The sequence below is a fragment of the Myroides albus genome, assembly GCF_009711045.1.
Classification (GTDB): domain Bacteria; phylum Bacteroidota; class Bacteroidia; order Flavobacteriales; family Flavobacteriaceae; genus Flavobacterium; species Flavobacterium album_A.
The window spans coordinates 103,049-120,774 of the sequence record NZ_WMJX01000007.1; the positions used below are offsets into that span (position 1 = coordinate 103,049).

Here is a 17,726-nt window from a genome sequence, read left to right on the forward strand (position 1 = left end):
AATTTTCTTCGTTTTAAAACAGCTTTTAAATTTAATCATTGTAATTTGGCATAAAATTACATTTTATTCTGAATAATCATGATTGAAATAGAAAGAAAATTTTTAGTGAAATCTGAGAAGTTTATCTCAAAAAGTTTTAAAAAAACACAAATAACTCAAGGATATTTGAATTCAGATTCAAATAGAACAGTTAGGGTACGTTTAAAAGATCATCAAGCTTATATAACTGTAAAAGGCAAGTCAAATGAAGCTGGTACAAAAAGATTTGAATGGGAAAAAGAAATCAATTATGAAGAAGCAGTTCAGTTACTCAAACTTTGTGAGGATTACATCATTGACAAAACGAGATACTTGGTAGAGTATGAAGGTCATCTATTTGAAGTTGATATCTTTCACGGAAATAATGAAGGACTCATTATAGCTGAAATAGAATTAACTACAGAAAATGAAAAGTTTGAAAAACCAGATTGGTTAGGTGTAGAAGTTACTGGTGATATCCGTTACTACAATTCGTATATCTCGAATACTCCTTTTAAACAGTGGAAATAAAATCGAAAAGAAAAGGACAACCAGAAGAAATATTCAAAGTACAGTGTTATAAAACCTACTGTAACTAACTGAATCATTCTTCCCTAAAAAAGAGTAAATGACGTAGCACGTCAAACTTGTATTACAGCATATAATGATCGATAGGAATTGTCAGAGAGTGCATCTGAACAAGAGTCCCAATACGCGGTAGATATACTCAAATTGTGGATTTTTTCCACACAAAAACCCCCTCGATTACCCTATAAAAACAATTCCATATTCAAGATATAGTATTGTCTTTTTTACGGATACTTCAATATGTATAATTGAAAATTTACTCTTGTAAAGTTCTTTATAGTTGAACAGGTGATTAGTCCTCTGCTTCGATAAGTCGCTCTATCTTCACATCGAGAACACCACTATTCAAATTGTCAGCTAAATCTAAGAAAGCCTTTTTAGACAAGTCAATACTCCTCCCCTTAACAAAAGGACCTCGATCAGTAATAGTCAATATAACAGAGCGCTGATTGTTGATATTTGTAACCTTTACTTTTGTACCAAAAGGCAATGTTTTATGAGCAGCTGTATACTCTTGATTATTAAAAACTGCACCACTTGCCGTTTTTCTACCAGTAAATTTATCGTGATAATAAGATGCTTTTGTTTCTTCGTTGATTAGTTCATAATCATCTTCATCTTCAATAGCTACAACTATAGAATCATCATCAACAGCAAGTGTGTCACTCACAGGATAAGCTGAAATTACTCTTGTTGTATGTGGTTTGAAAATATAATCTCCACTTGTAAAGCTGAATAAAATAAAAGTAAAAAGTACTAATAAATAAACACTCTTTTTCATCGTTTGTAAAGTTTCTAACTTCGATATATAGGCAACTTATATACCAAAACTAAAAAAGTTTAAAAAGCTCTTGTTTATTCACTCGTACAAATATCTCTCCCCAAACGAGTACTCCACTATTTTTGGAATGGTCAAAAACAAAAAAAGGAATCTAAAAATAGATTCCTTTATATATTGTATTTCTAATTATCCAAAGATACTTGGCAACCAATTTGACCAAGGGATTCTCGATAAAATTAAGATCAATCCGATTGTATAGAAAATTGTAAATTTCTTAAACTTACTGTTGTCGTCAGTCGCTTTTTTGTGTTTAGACCATCCAATAGTAATCAAAACGATTGCTAAGATATTAATCATTGGGTGCTCAATTCCATAAAGTCTCAATGCTGAGTTCTTCATTACTTCTCCCATACTGCCATTCAATGTGTGAACCATTGGAGATACAAAGTATAAGATTAATCCTAACAATAATTGAATATGAGTAAAGATTAAAGCAAATAATCCAAACTTCTTATCCTTATCTGTAAACTGTCTTTTAGCTGATGCGCCAGCGAAAGCATTAATAATAGCAATAGCTAAAAATATAATAGCCAAATATGCTACTCCAGAGTGTGCCTGTTTAATAATTGTACTGAATTCCATATTGATGTTATTAGTTTAGAGGCAAATATACTTAAAACTATCAAATACCAACGGACACAATGAAGTTTTACTATTAATTTACCCACTAACTAAAACATAACCTTTATTGCTAAACATAAAGTACTCAAACCTCTAATCTACTAAATCAGACTTTAGATTGACTAAAATTTTCTTAATTTGTACTTGGTGTGATAAAAAAGGTTAACTTACTATTTACAAACCAAACAATTACATACTTATGAAAAGCAGAATCACAGTTCCATGGAGAGATGTGTTTTCTATATTAATCTTAAACATTGCCCTGAGTATAGCGATGCGAAATGTCTTATTTTTCTTTATTCCTATCATCACAATAGGTCTATACAGTTTATATTTCATAGCATTCAGAAAAAATGAACTGATCTACCATCGAAATAATAAAATGCCCATTCTAAAAAGTCTAATACTGCTAACGTTAGGCTGTGCAGTCTTCACCTACTTTATTCAATACTTGTTCAATGTCATATAACCATACTCTACACGTTGATAGCCTCCAGTACACCATTGACAATAAAACTATATTAAATGGCATATACTTCACTGCTGTAACAGGTGATGTAGTCAGTATTAGTGGACGAAATGGAACTGGCAAAAGCACGCTGATGAAAATTATGTTTGGAATACTCAAAGCAGATCATTCATACATCCGAGTGGATCATACAGTCATAACTAATAGATATAATCTCAATCAATACTTCAGTTATAAACCGCAATTCAATATCTTTCCAAAACACTTAAGAGTAAAAGAAGTTCTAAAATCAAACGATACTGATCTAACTCCCATACAACCTTTTATAAACTCAAAAATAAAAGACTTATCCAAAGGTGAGCAACAATTAATACAAACACTTTACATTCTAAATCTACCCCAGCCGATCTGTTTATTAGATGAGCCTTTTGCTGGGTTATCACCTATTCTACAAGAATTTATAGCTCATCGCATAAAAGAAAAAGCAAGAGATAAGATTATCATCGTCACGGACCATAACACAGAATTAGTAAGCGAAATATTGACGAAAAATTTAATTCTTGAAAATGGTATCCTAAAAGAGTTGTAAACACAACAATCCCATAAAATCACTCCTAATATCCCCTAAGGATAAGCAATATTATGTTGCGAAAAAATTTACAATAAGATAAACACTTCAAACTTACAGAAGAAGCCTTGATAGGATCCTTCTATGACATAATCCCTAAGTGATACCATAAAGTTCGCATAGTGGTCGCATGTTTTTGGCTATAAATAATGCGACCACTATGCGATCACTATGCGACCACAAGCCGACCACCCCCTAAAATCAATGTCTCGTTCTATGTCTCGTCCTAATATAGCTGTACAGTTATTGTTTATAATCCTGCTTTTAACTGTACATTTGGTTTTCTAATCCTATTATAACTATACAAATTCTTGTCGTACGTTTTTTTCNCTAATCCTATTATAACTATACAAATTCTTGTCGTACGTTTTTTTCGTATAGTAGGTCTTCCTTCTCATAACGAAAATGACACGCTGTAGACCTGCCTGCAGTAAATCGCTCGTACAACCCTAACTCCCCAGTCGAATATACAACTCCAATAGCTGCTATTGACACTTGTGATTCTAATCACAAACAAACCTATTCAGATCATCCATAGTTGTATCAAGTTCTCTTAGTTGCCGTAAAACTAAATTCAATAGAACAAACTGCTAAACCTAATGGTGTTACCTCAATACGTTAAATTCTTCCTTGATTAGCACAAACTCATTTAATGACCAATCCCATTCGATTTTTAAAATAAAACAGAAATAAATAAATTATTATTAAAAATTTAAAAACAAACCATTACTAACAGATATAGACAACAAAAAAATATCATATTAACAAATAAAATAACATGAAGAAAATTTACTTATTACTACTACTTAGTTCAACATTTGTGCAAGCTCAAGTAGCAGGAAACGCACTTTACTCGAATGGAAGTTCAAACTACACTTACACGAATTACTCTTCAATATCCAAAATCGACAAGATTCTAAACCTAACAGTTAGTGGAAAAGCAAATGTAAAAGCAGATGCCTTTATTGCCATTTTTGCTCTAAAGCAAACAGGTAAAAACATTGAAGAAACTGTTACCTTAATGGATAATAAACTAAAATCTATCACGCAAAATCTCTCACAAATACCAAAAGTTGAAACGCAAATCGACATGATCTCCTTGGTACCCCTATACGAATACGAAATAGAGAAAAAGGTCTTTAAGAAAAATGATTATAACGAAGTACCTATTGGTTTTGAACTTTGCAAGAACATTCATATTAAATATTGCAATGCAAACGACATTGATCATATCGTTCGAAAACTGGCTGAAGAAGACATCTATGATTTAGTAAAAGTCAATTACTTTTCGAGCAAAATAGATAGTATAAAGAGAGAACTTCAATCAAAAGCAGAACAAGTACTTTTAGATAAAATAAAACATCACGAAACGGTATTAAACACCACGTTTAATAACCAACAAAAATTTATTAAAAGTAATTATATAGATACCTATCCAAGCAATAGTTATCATGCTTATTCTGCCTTTAGTAGCCCAAGTCTAACAACTAAACAGAGTAGCAACAACAATGTGAATCAACAAACAAAGAGTATCACGAGATATTATAATTCATTTAGCGATGCTAACTTTGACTTTGTGATCGGACAAGCTCTATCAGAACCAAGTATTCAGATAATTTACGAAATCACAATGGCCATAGACTTGGAACTAAAAAAGAATAAGCTTGACCCCCAAGAAATAAAAGTTTTAACTCCCAATGGAGATCTAAAAACCATACAATTGTAGCTAAAGGCAAATAATAAAATGGTTTAATGTAAGGAGTAATAGATTTACCTCTATAATAGAAATAGCTCAATCTGTCAATAAGCAGATTGAGCTATTTCATATTGTGATAACGATAAAGCTATTTATAATAATTCAAGTAACTTAGACAGATCATCTGGACGAATATAAGCATTGTGCTCATATACTTTTTCGAGTTTTTCATTCAAAAAGATGAGGGCGGGATAAGCCTCTTTTCCACTTAGTAAATTTGCTAAATCGTGAACTCCCCCATTTATACCTTTCTTTCTAAACGAATACGTTTGATTGTGAAAAACGATATCCTCTTCCTGTTCTGCATCAAATGAAATAAAATAGAAATCGCTATTCAATTTACTAACTACTTCTTCATTCTTAAATGTTTTCCTCTCCATCAAAGTACAATAACTACACCACTTGGTGTGTAAAAAAATGACCACAGGCTTTGGATCATTCTTCAGAACCTCCTCCACTTGAGAAATTAGTATCTCTTTGGGTTGAGCAAAAGCTGCTAACCCAAAGAAATAACTAAACATAAAAAAAAGAATACATCTCATCGTAAATTACAACTAACTAAAATATATTATATCGAACTCCTAAGAAACCTCTGATTCCCTGTAGTGGAGTATAACTGTAATCATTAGGTTCAAAAATGACATCATTGCGCCCATTTGGCGGTGTCACGCCATTACCAGGCTCTCCAAATGGATCCCACCATCTTGCAATAGGATCTTCTTTTGGCAATACGTTAAATAAGTTCTTTACACCTCCATAAACTTCCAAACCATTGTTAAACTTCTTACTTACCTGAACATTAGTCAAGACAGTCCAAGGTGAATACTCAGGTCTATAGTCATCTTCAACTCTTGGCAATCTCATTGGCCCTTTCCAGTCCCCAGTTAAATCAGCACTAAATCCATTTCCAAAATTGTAGCTTGCTATAAAATTACCTGACCATTTTGGCGCGTGATAGATTTGTTCGCGTTCTCCGTCTTCCTTGCGGTAAACATCCATATAAGTTACCCCTGCCATTAATTTCAATGGTATATCAAAAGTCATGTCTACGTTTAGAGATACTCCTTGTGAAATTGCATGTCCATCGAGATTCGCATATATAATTTTAGTTTGATCTGTATCAGTATCTGCATCAATTTTATTCGTAAAATAGGTATAGAAACCATTCACATCAAAATTGAATACTCCAAAATTAGTAGGCAACTTGAATGTATAGTTCAAATTGGCATTATACGATTTTTCAGGGTCTAACTTTTCAGCAAAGACAACTTCTCTTGCCCCTGTTAAGGCTCTGTGATCTTCAGTAAATACATTTACAACGCGAAAACCTGTACCAAAACTACCTCTTAATGTATGATGTGGATGTGGCGTATACTTATATCCAACCCTTGGTGAGTGAATGCCATAATGCGTTTTATCATAGTCAAAACGATAACCTAACAAAACCTTGTTCTTTTTGTTTAAAGTCCATTCATCCTGAATAAAAATACCAGGTATCGGTGTCTCTTGTGGCTGATTCTTTACCAAACCATTTTCATCATAAATTCCAGTTGCTCGAGTATTGTCATCATAATAAGTGTACTTAAATGATCCTCCTACTAATAGACTGTGATTTCCAATCTCTTTATCCCAATAAGCTTGAGCAAAAGCCACTTGTTGTTTTGCATCGTATGATTCAGGACCATACATCGAATTTTGTCCGTGATAGATATAAGAGAACTGTGTATAGATCTTTTCAGTTGTCGGCAATTGATACATACCAATTGCTTCAAATCGGTTCGTAAAGATGCTTTCAGCATACACTTCTTCACCTCCTCTGTGTTTCTTGCGATCCCAGTTTGTCTCTCCTCCCCATCTATCTTCATATACGTAACGCAAAGCTAAACTTGCCACTTTATTCTCTGGACGCTTAAGCGTAAACTTATTAAATACAGATACTCTTTCTTGTTGAGTAACATCAGTAAAACCATCGTTGTTCTTATCTTTTCGCTCTCCGAACTTAAAGTAGTTACCTCCAAACAAACCATTTACTTTCTTTCCTAACTTATAGCTTGCTCCTAAATCTACATTGTTCTCTAACCAAGTAGTACTAAAGGCATCTACGCTTAATTTAGCAGCGTGCTCAGGATCTTTGGTAATTACATTGATAATACCACCCATAGCTTCTGTTCCATAAAGCGAAGAAGCAGGTCCTTTAACAACCTCTACTCGCTCAATCAAACTCGTCGGAATACCGAATAAACCATATACTGTTGACAAAGAAGAAACAATCGGCATCCCATCTATCAAAATCATTGTATATGGACCTTCCATCCCGTTAATGTGGATATCACCCGTATTACATACATTACAGTTTAACTGAGGCTGTACACCATTAATCATCTGAACAGCGTCAAATAAACTTGCTGTTGGGTTCTTAGCAAAAAAAGCGGGATTGTAAATCTCTACTGGTACTACGGCATCCGATTTTAAAACAGGCTTTAAAGTTCCCGAAATAACAATCTCATCTAAATTAGAATCTTCTTTCAATTCAAAATTGACAGTTACATCTTGTCCGTTCTTAATGTTGACGCGCTTGTACTGTTTCTGATAACCAACAAATTCAGCACTAACTTGATAGGCTCCATCTTTGAGATGACTCAAAACAAAGTTCCCATTCTCATCTGCTGTCACACCACTTGCTGTGCCATCAATGGCTACAGTGGCATAAGGCAAACTCGCCCCCCCAGAAGCTACTCTTCCTTTAATGTTTTGTGCTATTGAGGAACCAACAAAAAACAGGGTTGACAAAAAACATATTGCTACACGCATAAAAATATATTTTTACTTATATTAATTAAAATTTAGGCAAAGCTAAAAATATATTTATAAATAAAAAAAATGTAACTTTGTTTTTTTAAAATAAAACACGCGATTATGCTTACATATTCTGAGGAAAATTATTTGAAAACCATATTCCACCTGTCTTTGGGACAGCAACAAGGTATTTCAACTAATGCAATAGCTGCTAAAATCGAAACTAAAGCGTCCTCTGTAACAGATATGATCAAAAAACTTAATGAAAAAAAGTTAATTAAGTATCAAAAATACCAAGGGGTAACACTCACTGCAGAAGGATTATTAGCTGCAAAGATGATTGTTCGCAAACACCGACTATGGGAGGTTTTCTTAGTCGATAAACTTGGTTTCAGTTGGGATGAAGTCCACGATGTCGCTGAGGAGTTAGAACATATAAAGTCCGAAAAGCTGATTAATAAACTCGATGCATTTTTAGAATATCCAACACAAGATCCACATGGAGATCCAATTCCAAACGCTAAAGGAGAAATAAAACAAGTTGATAAAAAGTTATTATCAGAAGTAGAAACGAATAAAATAGTTATCTGCGTAGGAGTAAAAGATTCATCTTCAGAGTTTTTGCAATATTTGGATAAACAAAAAATATCCTTAGGTTCAAAAATAGAAATAACAGACATCGAACCATTTGACCAATCCTACACGGTCAAAATAGATAATCACAATATTACTATAACAAAGAAAATAGCAAGTAATCTATTTGTAAAAGAACAATAAAAAAAGCCTCTAAATAGAGGCTTTTCTTTATTATTTGTAGGCATTTTCAATCTCGTCTAACATAATGTTCAATGAGATATAACCCCCTCCTGCTAAATACCAAGCGTTTGGATCTAAGTATACGATCTTGCCATTTTTGTATGCATTTGTCTTTTGAATAAGAACGTTTTCAACCTCTTTCTTCTCAGCAATTTGATTATCCATAACAGCACCGCGATCGATAATAAAGATGATATCAGGGTTTTGTTCCAAAATAAACTCACTTGAAACTACATTACCGTGGTCACTACCTCCTTCAATTCCTTCTGCTGAAGGCTTTACACCAAGGTGCTTAAAAATATAACCGTAACGAGACTCAGGATCAAAAACACTGTAATTCTTATTGTTGTATAAAATCAACATCGCCTTTTCACTGCGGTCTTTGATAGCGTTGTGAATACGCGCAACTTTGTCGTCAATATTCTTAATCAAAAGCTCAGCTTTCTCTTCAACTTGGAAAACTTGACCTATCGTAGCAATATTCTCTTTTGTACTTGCTAAATAATTACTTCCAGAAATCCCTAAAGAAATCGTAGGAGCGATCTTAGCGTACTCACTGTAATCCTTGTCAAACCAGTTACTCATGATGATTAAATCAGGATCAACTGAACTGATTTTTTCAAAATTAGGTTGCATAAAAGAGCCTACATTGACAATATTGTCATCTTCTGCGTACTTAGAAAGGTAGTTAGGACTGTAAACTTTAGCCATACCCTTGAACGGAAGACCAAGTTCAACCATATTCTCCATTGCACCAACGTCAAATACTACAACATTGTCCAATTTCTTGTCAAATGAAATAGATCTACCCATATTCTCAACCGTTAACGTCTCTGTAGATTGAGATTCCTTATTCGTCTGCTTACAACTAGTCAAAACAATAGCCATCAAAGCTACACTTCCAAGTAGCCTAACACAATTTCTCATACTTTAATTTAAATTAATTATAAATAACAAATATAAGGCACCTTTTTCACAACGAATCACATAAAACAGATTTTTGTAAAATAAAATCACTTTTTAGGACAAAAGACCTTCTATTCCAAGAATGAATTAATAATTTTGCACCACCAAACAACACACAACTTATGAAAACTTTATTTACTCCTTTAAAACTAAGGGACAATACTTTACGCAATAAAATAATTGTTTCCCCAATGTGTCAATATTCAGCAATAGATGGTTTTGCGACAGATTGGCACTTAGTACACTATGGACAGTTTGCGATAGGGCAAGTAGGCGCTATTATCCAAGAAGCAACAGCTATCTGCCCAGAAGGAAGAATTACCTATGGAGATTTAGGCTTATGGTCAGATCACCAAATTGATAAACTCAAACAAATAACAACTTTCATCAAGTCACAAGGAACAGTTCCAGGCATACAACTTGCCCATGCAGGAAGAAAGGCAAGCTGTGAAAAACCGTGGATAAGTAGAGCACAAATCAGCGCAAATGAAGAAAATGGCTGGCAAACGGTAGCTCCGTCAACAATTCCATTTAACGTAGATGAAAATCCGCCATTAGCCCTGTCTTTAAGTGAGATAAAGAAAGTTGTAACAGATTTTAAAGCAAGTGCTATAAGAGCAGTAGCAGCAGGTTACAAAATAATTGAATTACACGGAGCTCACGGATATTTAATACATCAGTTTCTATCTCCTCTCACCAATCACCGAACAGATCAATATGGAGGAAGCTTCGAAAACAGAACGCGATTAGTAGTCGAAATTATAAAGGAAGTAAAGTCAGTATTGACAACCGAAAGCTTGTGGTTGAGAATATCAGCTACAGATTGGGCAGAAGGAGGCTGGTCGTTGGATGAGAGTATTAAGCTTTCAGAAATAGTATCTCAATTAGGAGTAGAACTTATTGATGTTAGTTCGGGAGGATTGGTAAAACACCAATCCATTGACATCAAACCAAATTACCAAATACCATTTGCTCAGGCGATCAAACAACAAGCTAATATTCTTGTTGGGGCTGTTGGCCTAATAAAAACAGGTAAACAAGCCGATGAGATTTTAGCAAACAATCAAGCAGATTGTATTCTCTTAGGAAGACCCTTTTTAAGAGATCCCCATTTTGTAATGAAAGCGGCTCTCGAATTAGGTGTCGATTTACAATGGGCAAACCAATATGAAAGAGGAAAAGAAACAATATAATATTTATACAAAATTAAAACTCAACAAAAGAAAATGAACAAAAGTTTAATAGCATTAGCAGTAGGTGGATTAGCCATCGGAATGACCGAATTCTCAATGATGGGCTTATTACCTGATATCGCTAATGACTTAAAGATAAGCATCCCAAAAGCGGGTAACTTCATATCTACATACGCTTTAGGTGTGGTGGTAGGAGCTCCACTCTTAGTGATGTCATCCAATAAGTATGCACCACATAAAGTATTAATGTCTTTAATGGTCATGTTTTCAGTTTTTCACCTATTATTTGTAATCTCTCCAAGTTATACAACATTAATCATATCGAGATTTATGTCAGGATTACCTCATGGAGCATTCTTTGGTGTTGGATCAGTTGTGGCTACGCGCTTGGCAAAGAAAGGGAAGGAAGCACAAGCTGTAGCAATCATGTTTGCAGGATTAACTACAGCGAATTTAGTTGGTGTACCATTGAGTACGTATATTGGACACGAGTACTCTTGGCGTACAGCTTATATGTTAATTGCTTCTCTGGGTATAATATCAGCGTTGACAATAGCTGCTTGGGTTCCGAAATTAGAAGCAGATAAAGAGACCAACTTAAAAAAGCAAACAGCTTTCTTTAAAACTCCAATAGCGTGGGTATTAGTTGCTTTAATCTCTATTGGTACTGGAGGTTTATTCGCGTGGATAAGCTATATCGCGCCGATGATGACCAACATTGCCCTGATTGCAGAAGCAAAAATACCTATAGTAATGACTTTAGTAGGATTAGGAATGTTCTTAGGAAACTTTGTAGGAGGAAAATTAGCAGATACTTTCCCTCCAGCAAAAGCAGTAATCTTTTCCTTCTGTGCAATGGCGATTTGTTTGATTATCGTATATTACACAGTTCACATTCAATGGATGGCTTACGCTATGTCATTAATAACAGGATTAGTTGCTTTCACAATAGGATCTCCTTTGCAAATGCTATTAATAAACAATGCCAAAGGATCTGAAATGTTAGCTGCCTCAGCAGGACAAGCTTCTTTCAATATAGGAAATGCTTTGGGAGCATCCTTAGGAGGAATACCAATCACAATGGGATTAGGATACAATTCTCCAGAATGGGTTGGAGCAGGACTTGCTTTATGCGGAGCGATATTAGCCTATATCTTTATCCTAATGAAAAACAAGCAAATAGCAAAATCTTAGAAATTAATAAAATCTATGTATAATGTCTTAGCTTTTATTCTCTCATTCACAATAAGTTTATAAATTTGTAGAAATAATTTTTAGCAATGTACAGAACGCATAATTGCGGAGCCTTAAGAGCTTCGGATATAAATACAGAAGTTACCCTGTCAGGATGGGTAAGCAAGCATCGCGATAAAGGTTTTATGATTTGGGTTGACTTACGTGACCGTTATGGTATCACACAGTTAATCTTTGATGCTGAGAGAACTGATAAAGCAGTATTTGAAGCAGCTAAAAACCTTGGGAGAGAGTTTGTCATTCAAGTTAAAGGACAAGTAATTGAACGTGCTTCTAAAAATCCTAATATTCCAACTGGAGATATAGAAATTTTAGTAAATACACTAACTGTATTAAACGAATCAGCAGTACCACCATTTACAATTGAAGATGATACTGATGGAGGGGAAGATATTCGCATGAAATACCGTTACTTGGATATCCGTAGAAACCCAGTTAAAAACAATTTATTGTTTAGACACAAGGTTGCTCAAGAGGTAAGAAATTATCTTTCTGCTCAAGATTTTTGTGAGGTAGAAACTCCATATTTAATTAGTTCTACTCCAGAGGGAGCTCGTGACTTTGTAGTTCCATCTCGAATGAACGCAGGGCAATTCTACGCGCTTCCACAATCTCCACAGACTTTTAAACAGCTGTTAATGGTAGGTGGTATGGATAGATACTTCCAAATTGTGAAGTGTTTCCGCGACGAGGACTTACGCGCTGATAGACAACCTGAGTTTACTCAAATTGACTGTGAGATGGCATTCGTAAGCCAAGAAGACGTTATGGATACATTTGAAGGCATGACAAGACACTTGTTGAAATCAATTCACGGAATTGAAGTGGATAAGTTTCCTCGTATGACTTTTGAAGAAGCAATGCGAAAATATGGTAACGACAAACCAGATATCCGTTTTGGGATGGAATTTGGTGAGTTAAATGCTGTAGCTCAACATAAAGAATTTGGAGTATTTAACAGTGCTGAATTAGTAGTTGGTATAGCTGTACCAGGTGCAGCTTCGTATACTCGTAAAGAAATAGATGCTCTTATTGATTGGGTAAAACGCCCACAAGTAGGTGCTTCTGGTATGGTGTACTGTAAATGTGAAGCAGATGGTTCATTTAAGTCTTCAGTAGATAAATTCTACGATCAAGAAGACCTGAAAAATTGGGCTGAAGTTACTGGTGCTAAAGCTGGTGATTTGATTTTAGTGCTTTCTGGACCTGCTAACAAAACAAGAGCTCAATTAAGTGCTCTGCGCATGGAATTAGGAAACCGCATGGGATTGAGAAAATCTGATGAGTTTGCTCCTTTATGGGTTATCGACTTCCCATTATTTGAGTACGATGAAGAAGCTGGTCGCTATTTTGCAATGCACCACCCATTTACTTCACCAAAAGTAGAAGATATTCCATTATTAGATACTGACCCAGGTAAAGTACGTGCTAATGCTTATGACATGGTATTAAACGGTAACGAAATTGGAGGTGGTTCTATTCGTATCCACGATAAAGCTACTCAAGAATTAATGTTTAAACACCTTGGATTCACGAAAGAAGAAGCTGAAAAACAATTCGGATTCTTAATGAATGCATTCCAATATGGAGCACCACCTCATGGAGGTTTAGCTTTTGGTTTAGATAGATTAGTGGCTATCTTAGGAGGGCAAGAAACGATTAGAGATTTTATCGCTTTCCCAAAAAATAATTCAGGTAGGGACGTAATGATAGACGCACCAGCGACGATTACGCCAGAACAATTAGAAGAATTACACATCACTGTGGTACAACCACAAGAATAAATACAAAAGGGAATTACTCAAAAAGTAACTCCCTTTTATTATATAATCAAAATAACTATTTTCCATTGTAATTATTCATAGCATTGCCTAATCCTCCTAAAGCAAACTCTTGTATCGCTTTAGAAGCCATTTTAAGCCTCTCTGGAAGAAGTTCTTTCTCCTCATCACTCCAAGTACCTAAAACATAATCTACTTGCTGTCCCTTCTTAAATTCATCGCTTATTCCAAATCTAAAACGAGGATAAGCAGCAGAGTTTAAAATACCTTGAATACTCTTTAATCCATTGTGGCCTCCATCAGATCCCTTAGGTTTGATTCGAATAGTTCCAAATGCCAAATTCAAGTCATCTGTTACAACCATTAAGTTTTCGATTGGAATCTTTTCCTTCTCTAACCAATACTGAACAGCTTTACCACTGAGATTCATATAAGTATTCGGTTTCAGTAACAAAAGGGTTCTCCCCTTAATTTTGACTTCTGCAAGGCTGCCAAGTTTAACGGTTTTCCATTCTCCATCAAGTTCATTAGCAATTTCATCAACTACTTTAAACCCTATATTATGTCTGGTGTGTATATACTCTACACCAATATTGCCTAACCCAACAATCAAAAACTTTTTCATTTGATTAATCTTTCTTAAATAATAGAATGTCACAAAAATACATCAAACACTTATTTCACACAAATCATAAATTACAATCACAAAAAAAGCGCTTGTATAAATACAAGCGCTTATCAATATGTTTCTCTCGAAAGAAATTATTTTTTCTTTGGAGTAGCTTTTGCTGCTTTTGCTGCTTCTTGAGCTGCTTTCATTGCTGCACGAGAAATTCTTACTTGACAGATAACAGTGTTATCAGCGTGTAATAATTTATAGTTCTCAGTAGCTACATCAGTAACGTATAATTTGTTACCCATGTCTAAGTTAGAGATATTAACCTCTACGAAGTCAGGTAAATTAGCAGGTAAAGCTTTAACTTTCAACTTACGTAAGTTTAAGTTTAAAACACCTCCAGCCATAACACCTTTAGATTTTCCAGTGATTTTCACAGGAACATCTAATGTGATTTCTTTATCATCGTGTAATTTATAAAAATCGATGTGTAAGATTTCATCAGTTACTGGGTGAAATTGGATATCTTGTAAAATAGCATTGATTGTTTTACCTTCCAACTCAATTACAACAGTGTGTACGTTTGGAGTATAAACCAAGTTTTTAAATGCTTTTTCTTCTGCTGCAAAATGCACAGCTGGTTCAGTTCCTCCGTATACTACGCAAGGTACCATTCCAGCATTACGTAAGGTTTTAGTAGAAACTTTACCTACGCTTTCTCTTTCTGATCCTTTAATTGTAATTGATTTCATTTAAAATATATATTTAAAAAATTAATAAATTTCTTAGACTACAAATGTTTTGCTAATTGACTCATTAGCGTGAACATTGTGCATCACTTCTGCAAATAACGGTGCACAACTAAGCACTCTAATCTTCTCACATGGCTTTTTCAAAGGGATTGAATCCGTAACAATTAGTTCCTTAATTGCAGATTGCTCAATCTTTTCATATGCACTTCCAGATAGAATTGCATGTGTACAGATTGCACGCACACTTAAAGCTCCTTTCTCCATCATCATATCTGCTGCCTTAGCTAATGTTCCTCCTGTATCAATCATGTCGTCAACCAAAATAACATTACGCCCTGTTACATCACCTATCAACTCCATTTTATCAATGACATTTGCTTGTTTACGCTGTTTATAACAGATAACAACATCTGATGATAAAAACTTAGAGTAAGCATATGCTCTTTTTGAACCACCCATATCAGGAGATGCAATAGTAAGATTCTCTAACCCTAAACTTTTTACATAGGGTAAAAAGATTGTAGAAGCATATAAATGATCTACAGGTTTCTCAAAGAATCCCTGGATTTGATCCGCATGCAAATCCATTGTCATGATACGCGTTGCTCCAGCTGATTCAAGCAATTTCGCAACTAATTTAGCGCCAATCGGAACCCTTGGTTTGTCTTTTCTATCCTGTCTTGCCCAACCGAAATAAGGTATAACAGCAGTTATATGTCTTGCTGATGCTCTTTTTGCTGCATCACACATAAGTAACAACTCCATCAGATTATCCGATGAAGGAAAAGTAGAACATACTAGAAAAACTCTTCTTCCTCTTATTGATTCTTCAAAAGATGGTTGAAACTCCCCATCACTATAATGTGATAAAGAAACTTTTCCAAGTTCACACCCATACTCTTTCGCAATTTTCTCAGCAAGCTCAACGCTTTGAGAACAGGCGAAAATCTTTGCTTCTGGTTCGAAATATGACATTTGTATAATTAGTTGTTATGTTGCTAGTTAGAGCCTAAGTTGTTTTTTTAGGCGTTGCAAATTTATAAAATATATATTGACTACACGATTTTTTTTAAAAAATTTCTTTGTAACTAATTTTTTTTATCTACATTTGCACTCACAAACAATAAGTCATCAGCCCGGATGGCGGAATTGGTAGACGCGCACGACTCAAACTCGTGTTCTTCGGAGTGTGGGTTCGATTCCCACTCCGGGCACAAAAAAAGCCTAACTCAATGAGTTAGGCTTTCTTATTTTCATTATGTGCCATTACTTATTCATATCATCTGCAGACGGACCATACATTCCAGGTATAGCGATATCCAATAATCTTAAATAAACAGAAAGTTGCCCTCGATGATGATAAATGTGGTTGTTTACAATAAATCTATTAGCAGCAACTTTAGGCATTGCTACAATAACATGCTCACCTGATTTCAGTTGCCACTCATCCATCCACTTTTCTTCATCAAACATATTTATAGCAGATATAACAGCTTTTTCATACTTATCAAGGTAAGATATTAACTCATCTGTAGAAGCTGCCTTAAAAGGCTCGTAATTACTTTGAAAATCTAATGATTCTAACAGTAGTACATACTCTGTCCAAATTGTCAACTCCACTATGTGTTTCGACAATTCTCCAAGAGACATAGATTTAGTATGAGGCTTCCAATCCCATTTCTCTGTTGGCACACAACTAATAATCTTTTTACTACTTGCAACTTCATGTTGCAACTCTAATAGAAAACTTTTACTAATACTCATTGTTCAAAATTTTACTTAAATGTAATAAAAAAGAAAACGTAAGACATAACTACAATTAATACTAAGTAAGGATTCAATTAAATAGAACACCTTCCTTCTAATTTCTTTAATTTAGCAACAATTAGGACAAATAATCTAATCTATCAACAAACTATTTATCCCTTAACGATAAACTATTATTCCATGACAGAACCAAACAAATACATTTCAACAAAAGAAGCTATAAAAAAATTGGAAAACTATTGTGCCTATCAAGATCGTTGTCACAATGAAGTTATAACGAAGCTATATAACTTAAATATTCCCAGCAATGAACATGACGAGATTATTGTCTACCTAATTGAAAACAAATTTCTAAATGAAGAACGCTTCGCAAGAAATTTTGCAAGAGGAAAACACAGAATAAGTGCTTGGGGTAAAAATAGAATAATTTCGGAACTTAAACTCAGAAAAATATCCTCCACTTTAATCAAGCTTGCTTTAAAAGAAATAACTGATGATTTATACTATGAGACTTTCGAACGTATAAGCAACCTAAAATGGGAGTCCTTGAAAGATACAGATATTGAAAAGAAAAAAGCCAAATTACATGCTTACCTCTATCGTAAAGGATACGAATCTGATATTATTTACGATAAGATAAAGGAGCTATCTAAATAAAATATATCTTTTTCTTTGATCATTACCTGTGAGATATCAAAAAAATTCACAAAGAAAGTAAAATTGGATCATAATAGATATCTATTCTGTCTTTCTAAACTCAAAATATAACTCACTATTACATAAAGCCAATAAAAAAAATTCGTAATAATACTTTACAATCATCTAAAGTATATAAACAAAAAAATCCCCAACCTCATATGAGAT

General features: G+C 34.3%; 17 protein-coding genes and 1 tRNA gene. 9 read left to right on the plus strand and 9 right to left on the minus strand.

Annotation, left to right across the window (positions count from 1 at the left end; translation table 11 throughout):
* Positions 1 to 78: 78 nt before the first annotated feature.
* The gene (locus GJV76_RS05355) at positions 79 to 549 is read left to right on the plus strand and encodes a CYTH domain-containing protein (protein WP_155091607.1); all 471 of its coding nucleotides are present in this window, start codon (positions 79 to 81) and stop codon (positions 547 to 549) included.
* Positions 550 to 898: 349 nt separating this feature from the next.
* Here the strand turns inward: GJV76_RS05355 and GJV76_RS05360 are convergent, their stop codons facing one another.
* The gene (locus tag GJV76_RS05360) at positions 899 to 1,387 is read right to left on the minus strand and encodes a septal ring lytic transglycosylase RlpA family protein (RefSeq protein WP_155091608.1); all 489 of its coding nucleotides are present in this window, start codon (positions 1,385 to 1,387) and stop codon (positions 899 to 901) included.
* Positions 1,388 to 1,573: 186 nt separating this feature from the next.
* The gene (locus GJV76_RS05365) at positions 1,574 to 2,029 is read right to left on the minus strand and encodes a hypothetical protein (protein ID WP_155091609.1); all 456 of its coding nucleotides are present in this window, start codon (positions 2,027 to 2,029) and stop codon (positions 1,574 to 1,576) included.
* Between the two features lie 497 nt (positions 2,030 to 2,526).
* Here GJV76_RS05365 and GJV76_RS05370 point away from each other — a divergent pair, with 497 nt between their 5' ends.
* Positions 2,527 to 3,126, plus strand: a complete 600-nt coding sequence (locus tag GJV76_RS05370; RefSeq protein ID WP_155091610.1) for an ATP-binding cassette domain-containing protein — start codon at positions 2,527 to 2,529, stop codon at positions 3,124 to 3,126.
* 817 nt (positions 3,127 to 3,943) lie between these two features.
* Positions 3,944 to 4,891 (plus strand): SIMPL domain-containing protein, encoded by a 948-nt coding sequence (locus GJV76_RS05375; RefSeq protein WP_155091611.1) that lies wholly within the window; start codon positions 3,944 to 3,946, stop codon positions 4,889 to 4,891.
* Between the two features lie 122 nt (positions 4,892 to 5,013).
* Here GJV76_RS05375 and GJV76_RS05380 read toward each other — a convergent pair whose 3' ends face one another.
* A complete protein-coding gene (locus GJV76_RS05380; RefSeq protein ID WP_230381498.1) occupies positions 5,014 to 5,442 on the minus strand; it encodes a thioredoxin family protein in 429 nt (142 codons plus the stop codon).
* 37 nt (positions 5,443 to 5,479) lie between these two features.
* Entirely contained in the window at positions 5,480 to 7,732 is a 2,253-nt protein-coding gene (locus GJV76_RS05385) for a TonB-dependent receptor (RefSeq protein WP_155091613.1), read from the minus strand.
* 105 nt (positions 7,733 to 7,837) lie between these two features.
* Here GJV76_RS05385 and GJV76_RS05390 point away from each other — a divergent pair, with 105 nt between their 5' ends.
* Positions 7,838 to 8,494 carry a metal-dependent transcriptional regulator gene (locus tag GJV76_RS05390; RefSeq protein WP_155091614.1) on the plus strand — a complete coding sequence of 219 codons (657 nt, stop codon included), beginning with the start codon at positions 7,838 to 7,840 and terminating at the stop codon, positions 8,492 to 8,494.
* A gap of 30 nt (positions 8,495 to 8,524) precedes the next feature.
* Here the strand turns inward: GJV76_RS05390 and GJV76_RS05395 are convergent, their stop codons facing one another.
* Positions 8,525 to 9,460, minus strand: coding sequence for a siderophore ABC transporter substrate-binding protein (locus tag GJV76_RS05395; protein WP_155091615.1), 936 nt, complete (start codon positions 9,458 to 9,460; stop codon positions 8,525 to 8,527).
* 161 nt (positions 9,461 to 9,621) lie between these two features.
* On the opposite strand from GJV76_RS05395, the gene GJV76_RS05400 reads away from it, so the two are divergent.
* From GJV76_RS05400 to aspS, 3 genes are all read left to right on the plus strand, one after another.
* Positions 9,622 to 10,692, plus strand: coding sequence for an NADH:flavin oxidoreductase/NADH oxidase (locus tag GJV76_RS05400; protein WP_155091616.1), 1,071 nt, complete (start codon positions 9,622 to 9,624; stop codon positions 10,690 to 10,692).
* 33 nt (positions 10,693 to 10,725) lie between these two features.
* On the plus strand, positions 10,726 to 11,886 hold the full coding sequence (locus GJV76_RS05405) for an MFS transporter (protein ID WP_155091617.1): 1,161 nt from the start codon (positions 10,726 to 10,728) through the stop codon (positions 11,884 to 11,886).
* 86 nt (positions 11,887 to 11,972) lie between these two features.
* Positions 11,973 to 13,730: an aspartate--tRNA ligase gene (gene aspS / locus GJV76_RS05410; protein WP_155091618.1), complete on the plus strand. Its 1,758-nt coding sequence runs from the start codon at positions 11,973 to 11,975 to the stop codon at positions 13,728 to 13,730.
* 55 nt (positions 13,731 to 13,785) lie between these two features.
* Here aspS and pth read toward each other — a convergent pair whose 3' ends face one another.
* The 3 genes from pth to GJV76_RS05425 form a co-directional block, all read right to left on the minus strand.
* Positions 13,786 to 14,352, minus strand: coding sequence for an aminoacyl-tRNA hydrolase (pth, locus tag GJV76_RS05415; RefSeq protein ID WP_155091619.1), 567 nt, complete (start codon positions 14,350 to 14,352; stop codon positions 13,786 to 13,788).
* Between the two features lie 137 nt (positions 14,353 to 14,489).
* On the minus strand, positions 14,490 to 15,095 hold the full coding sequence (locus GJV76_RS05420; protein ID WP_155091620.1) for a 50S ribosomal protein L25/general stress protein Ctc: 606 nt from the start codon (positions 15,093 to 15,095) through the stop codon (positions 14,490 to 14,492).
* 33 nt (positions 15,096 to 15,128) lie between these two features.
* Positions 15,129 to 16,070 carry a ribose-phosphate pyrophosphokinase gene (locus tag GJV76_RS05425; RefSeq protein ID WP_155091621.1) on the minus strand — a complete coding sequence of 314 codons (942 nt, stop codon included), beginning with the start codon at positions 16,068 to 16,070 and terminating at the stop codon, positions 15,129 to 15,131.
* Between the two features lie 159 nt (positions 16,071 to 16,229).
* Between GJV76_RS05425 and GJV76_RS05430 the strand changes: the two genes are divergently transcribed.
* Positions 16,230 to 16,309 (plus strand) — tRNA-Leu (locus GJV76_RS05430).
* Between the two features lie 52 nt (positions 16,310 to 16,361).
* On the opposite strand, the gene GJV76_RS05435 is transcribed toward GJV76_RS05430, so the two are convergent.
* Positions 16,362 to 16,859 carry a DinB family protein gene (locus tag GJV76_RS05435; protein WP_155091622.1) on the minus strand — a complete coding sequence of 166 codons (498 nt, stop codon included), beginning with the start codon at positions 16,857 to 16,859 and terminating at the stop codon, positions 16,362 to 16,364.
* A 183-nt stretch (positions 16,860 to 17,042) separates the two neighbouring features.
* On the opposite strand from GJV76_RS05435, the gene GJV76_RS05440 reads away from it, so the two are divergent.
* Complete coding sequence (locus GJV76_RS05440) at positions 17,043 to 17,519, plus strand: regulatory protein RecX (RefSeq protein WP_155091623.1); 477 nt, start codon at positions 17,043 to 17,045, stop codon at positions 17,517 to 17,519.
* The last annotated feature ends 207 nt before the right edge of the window (positions 17,520 to 17,726 follow it).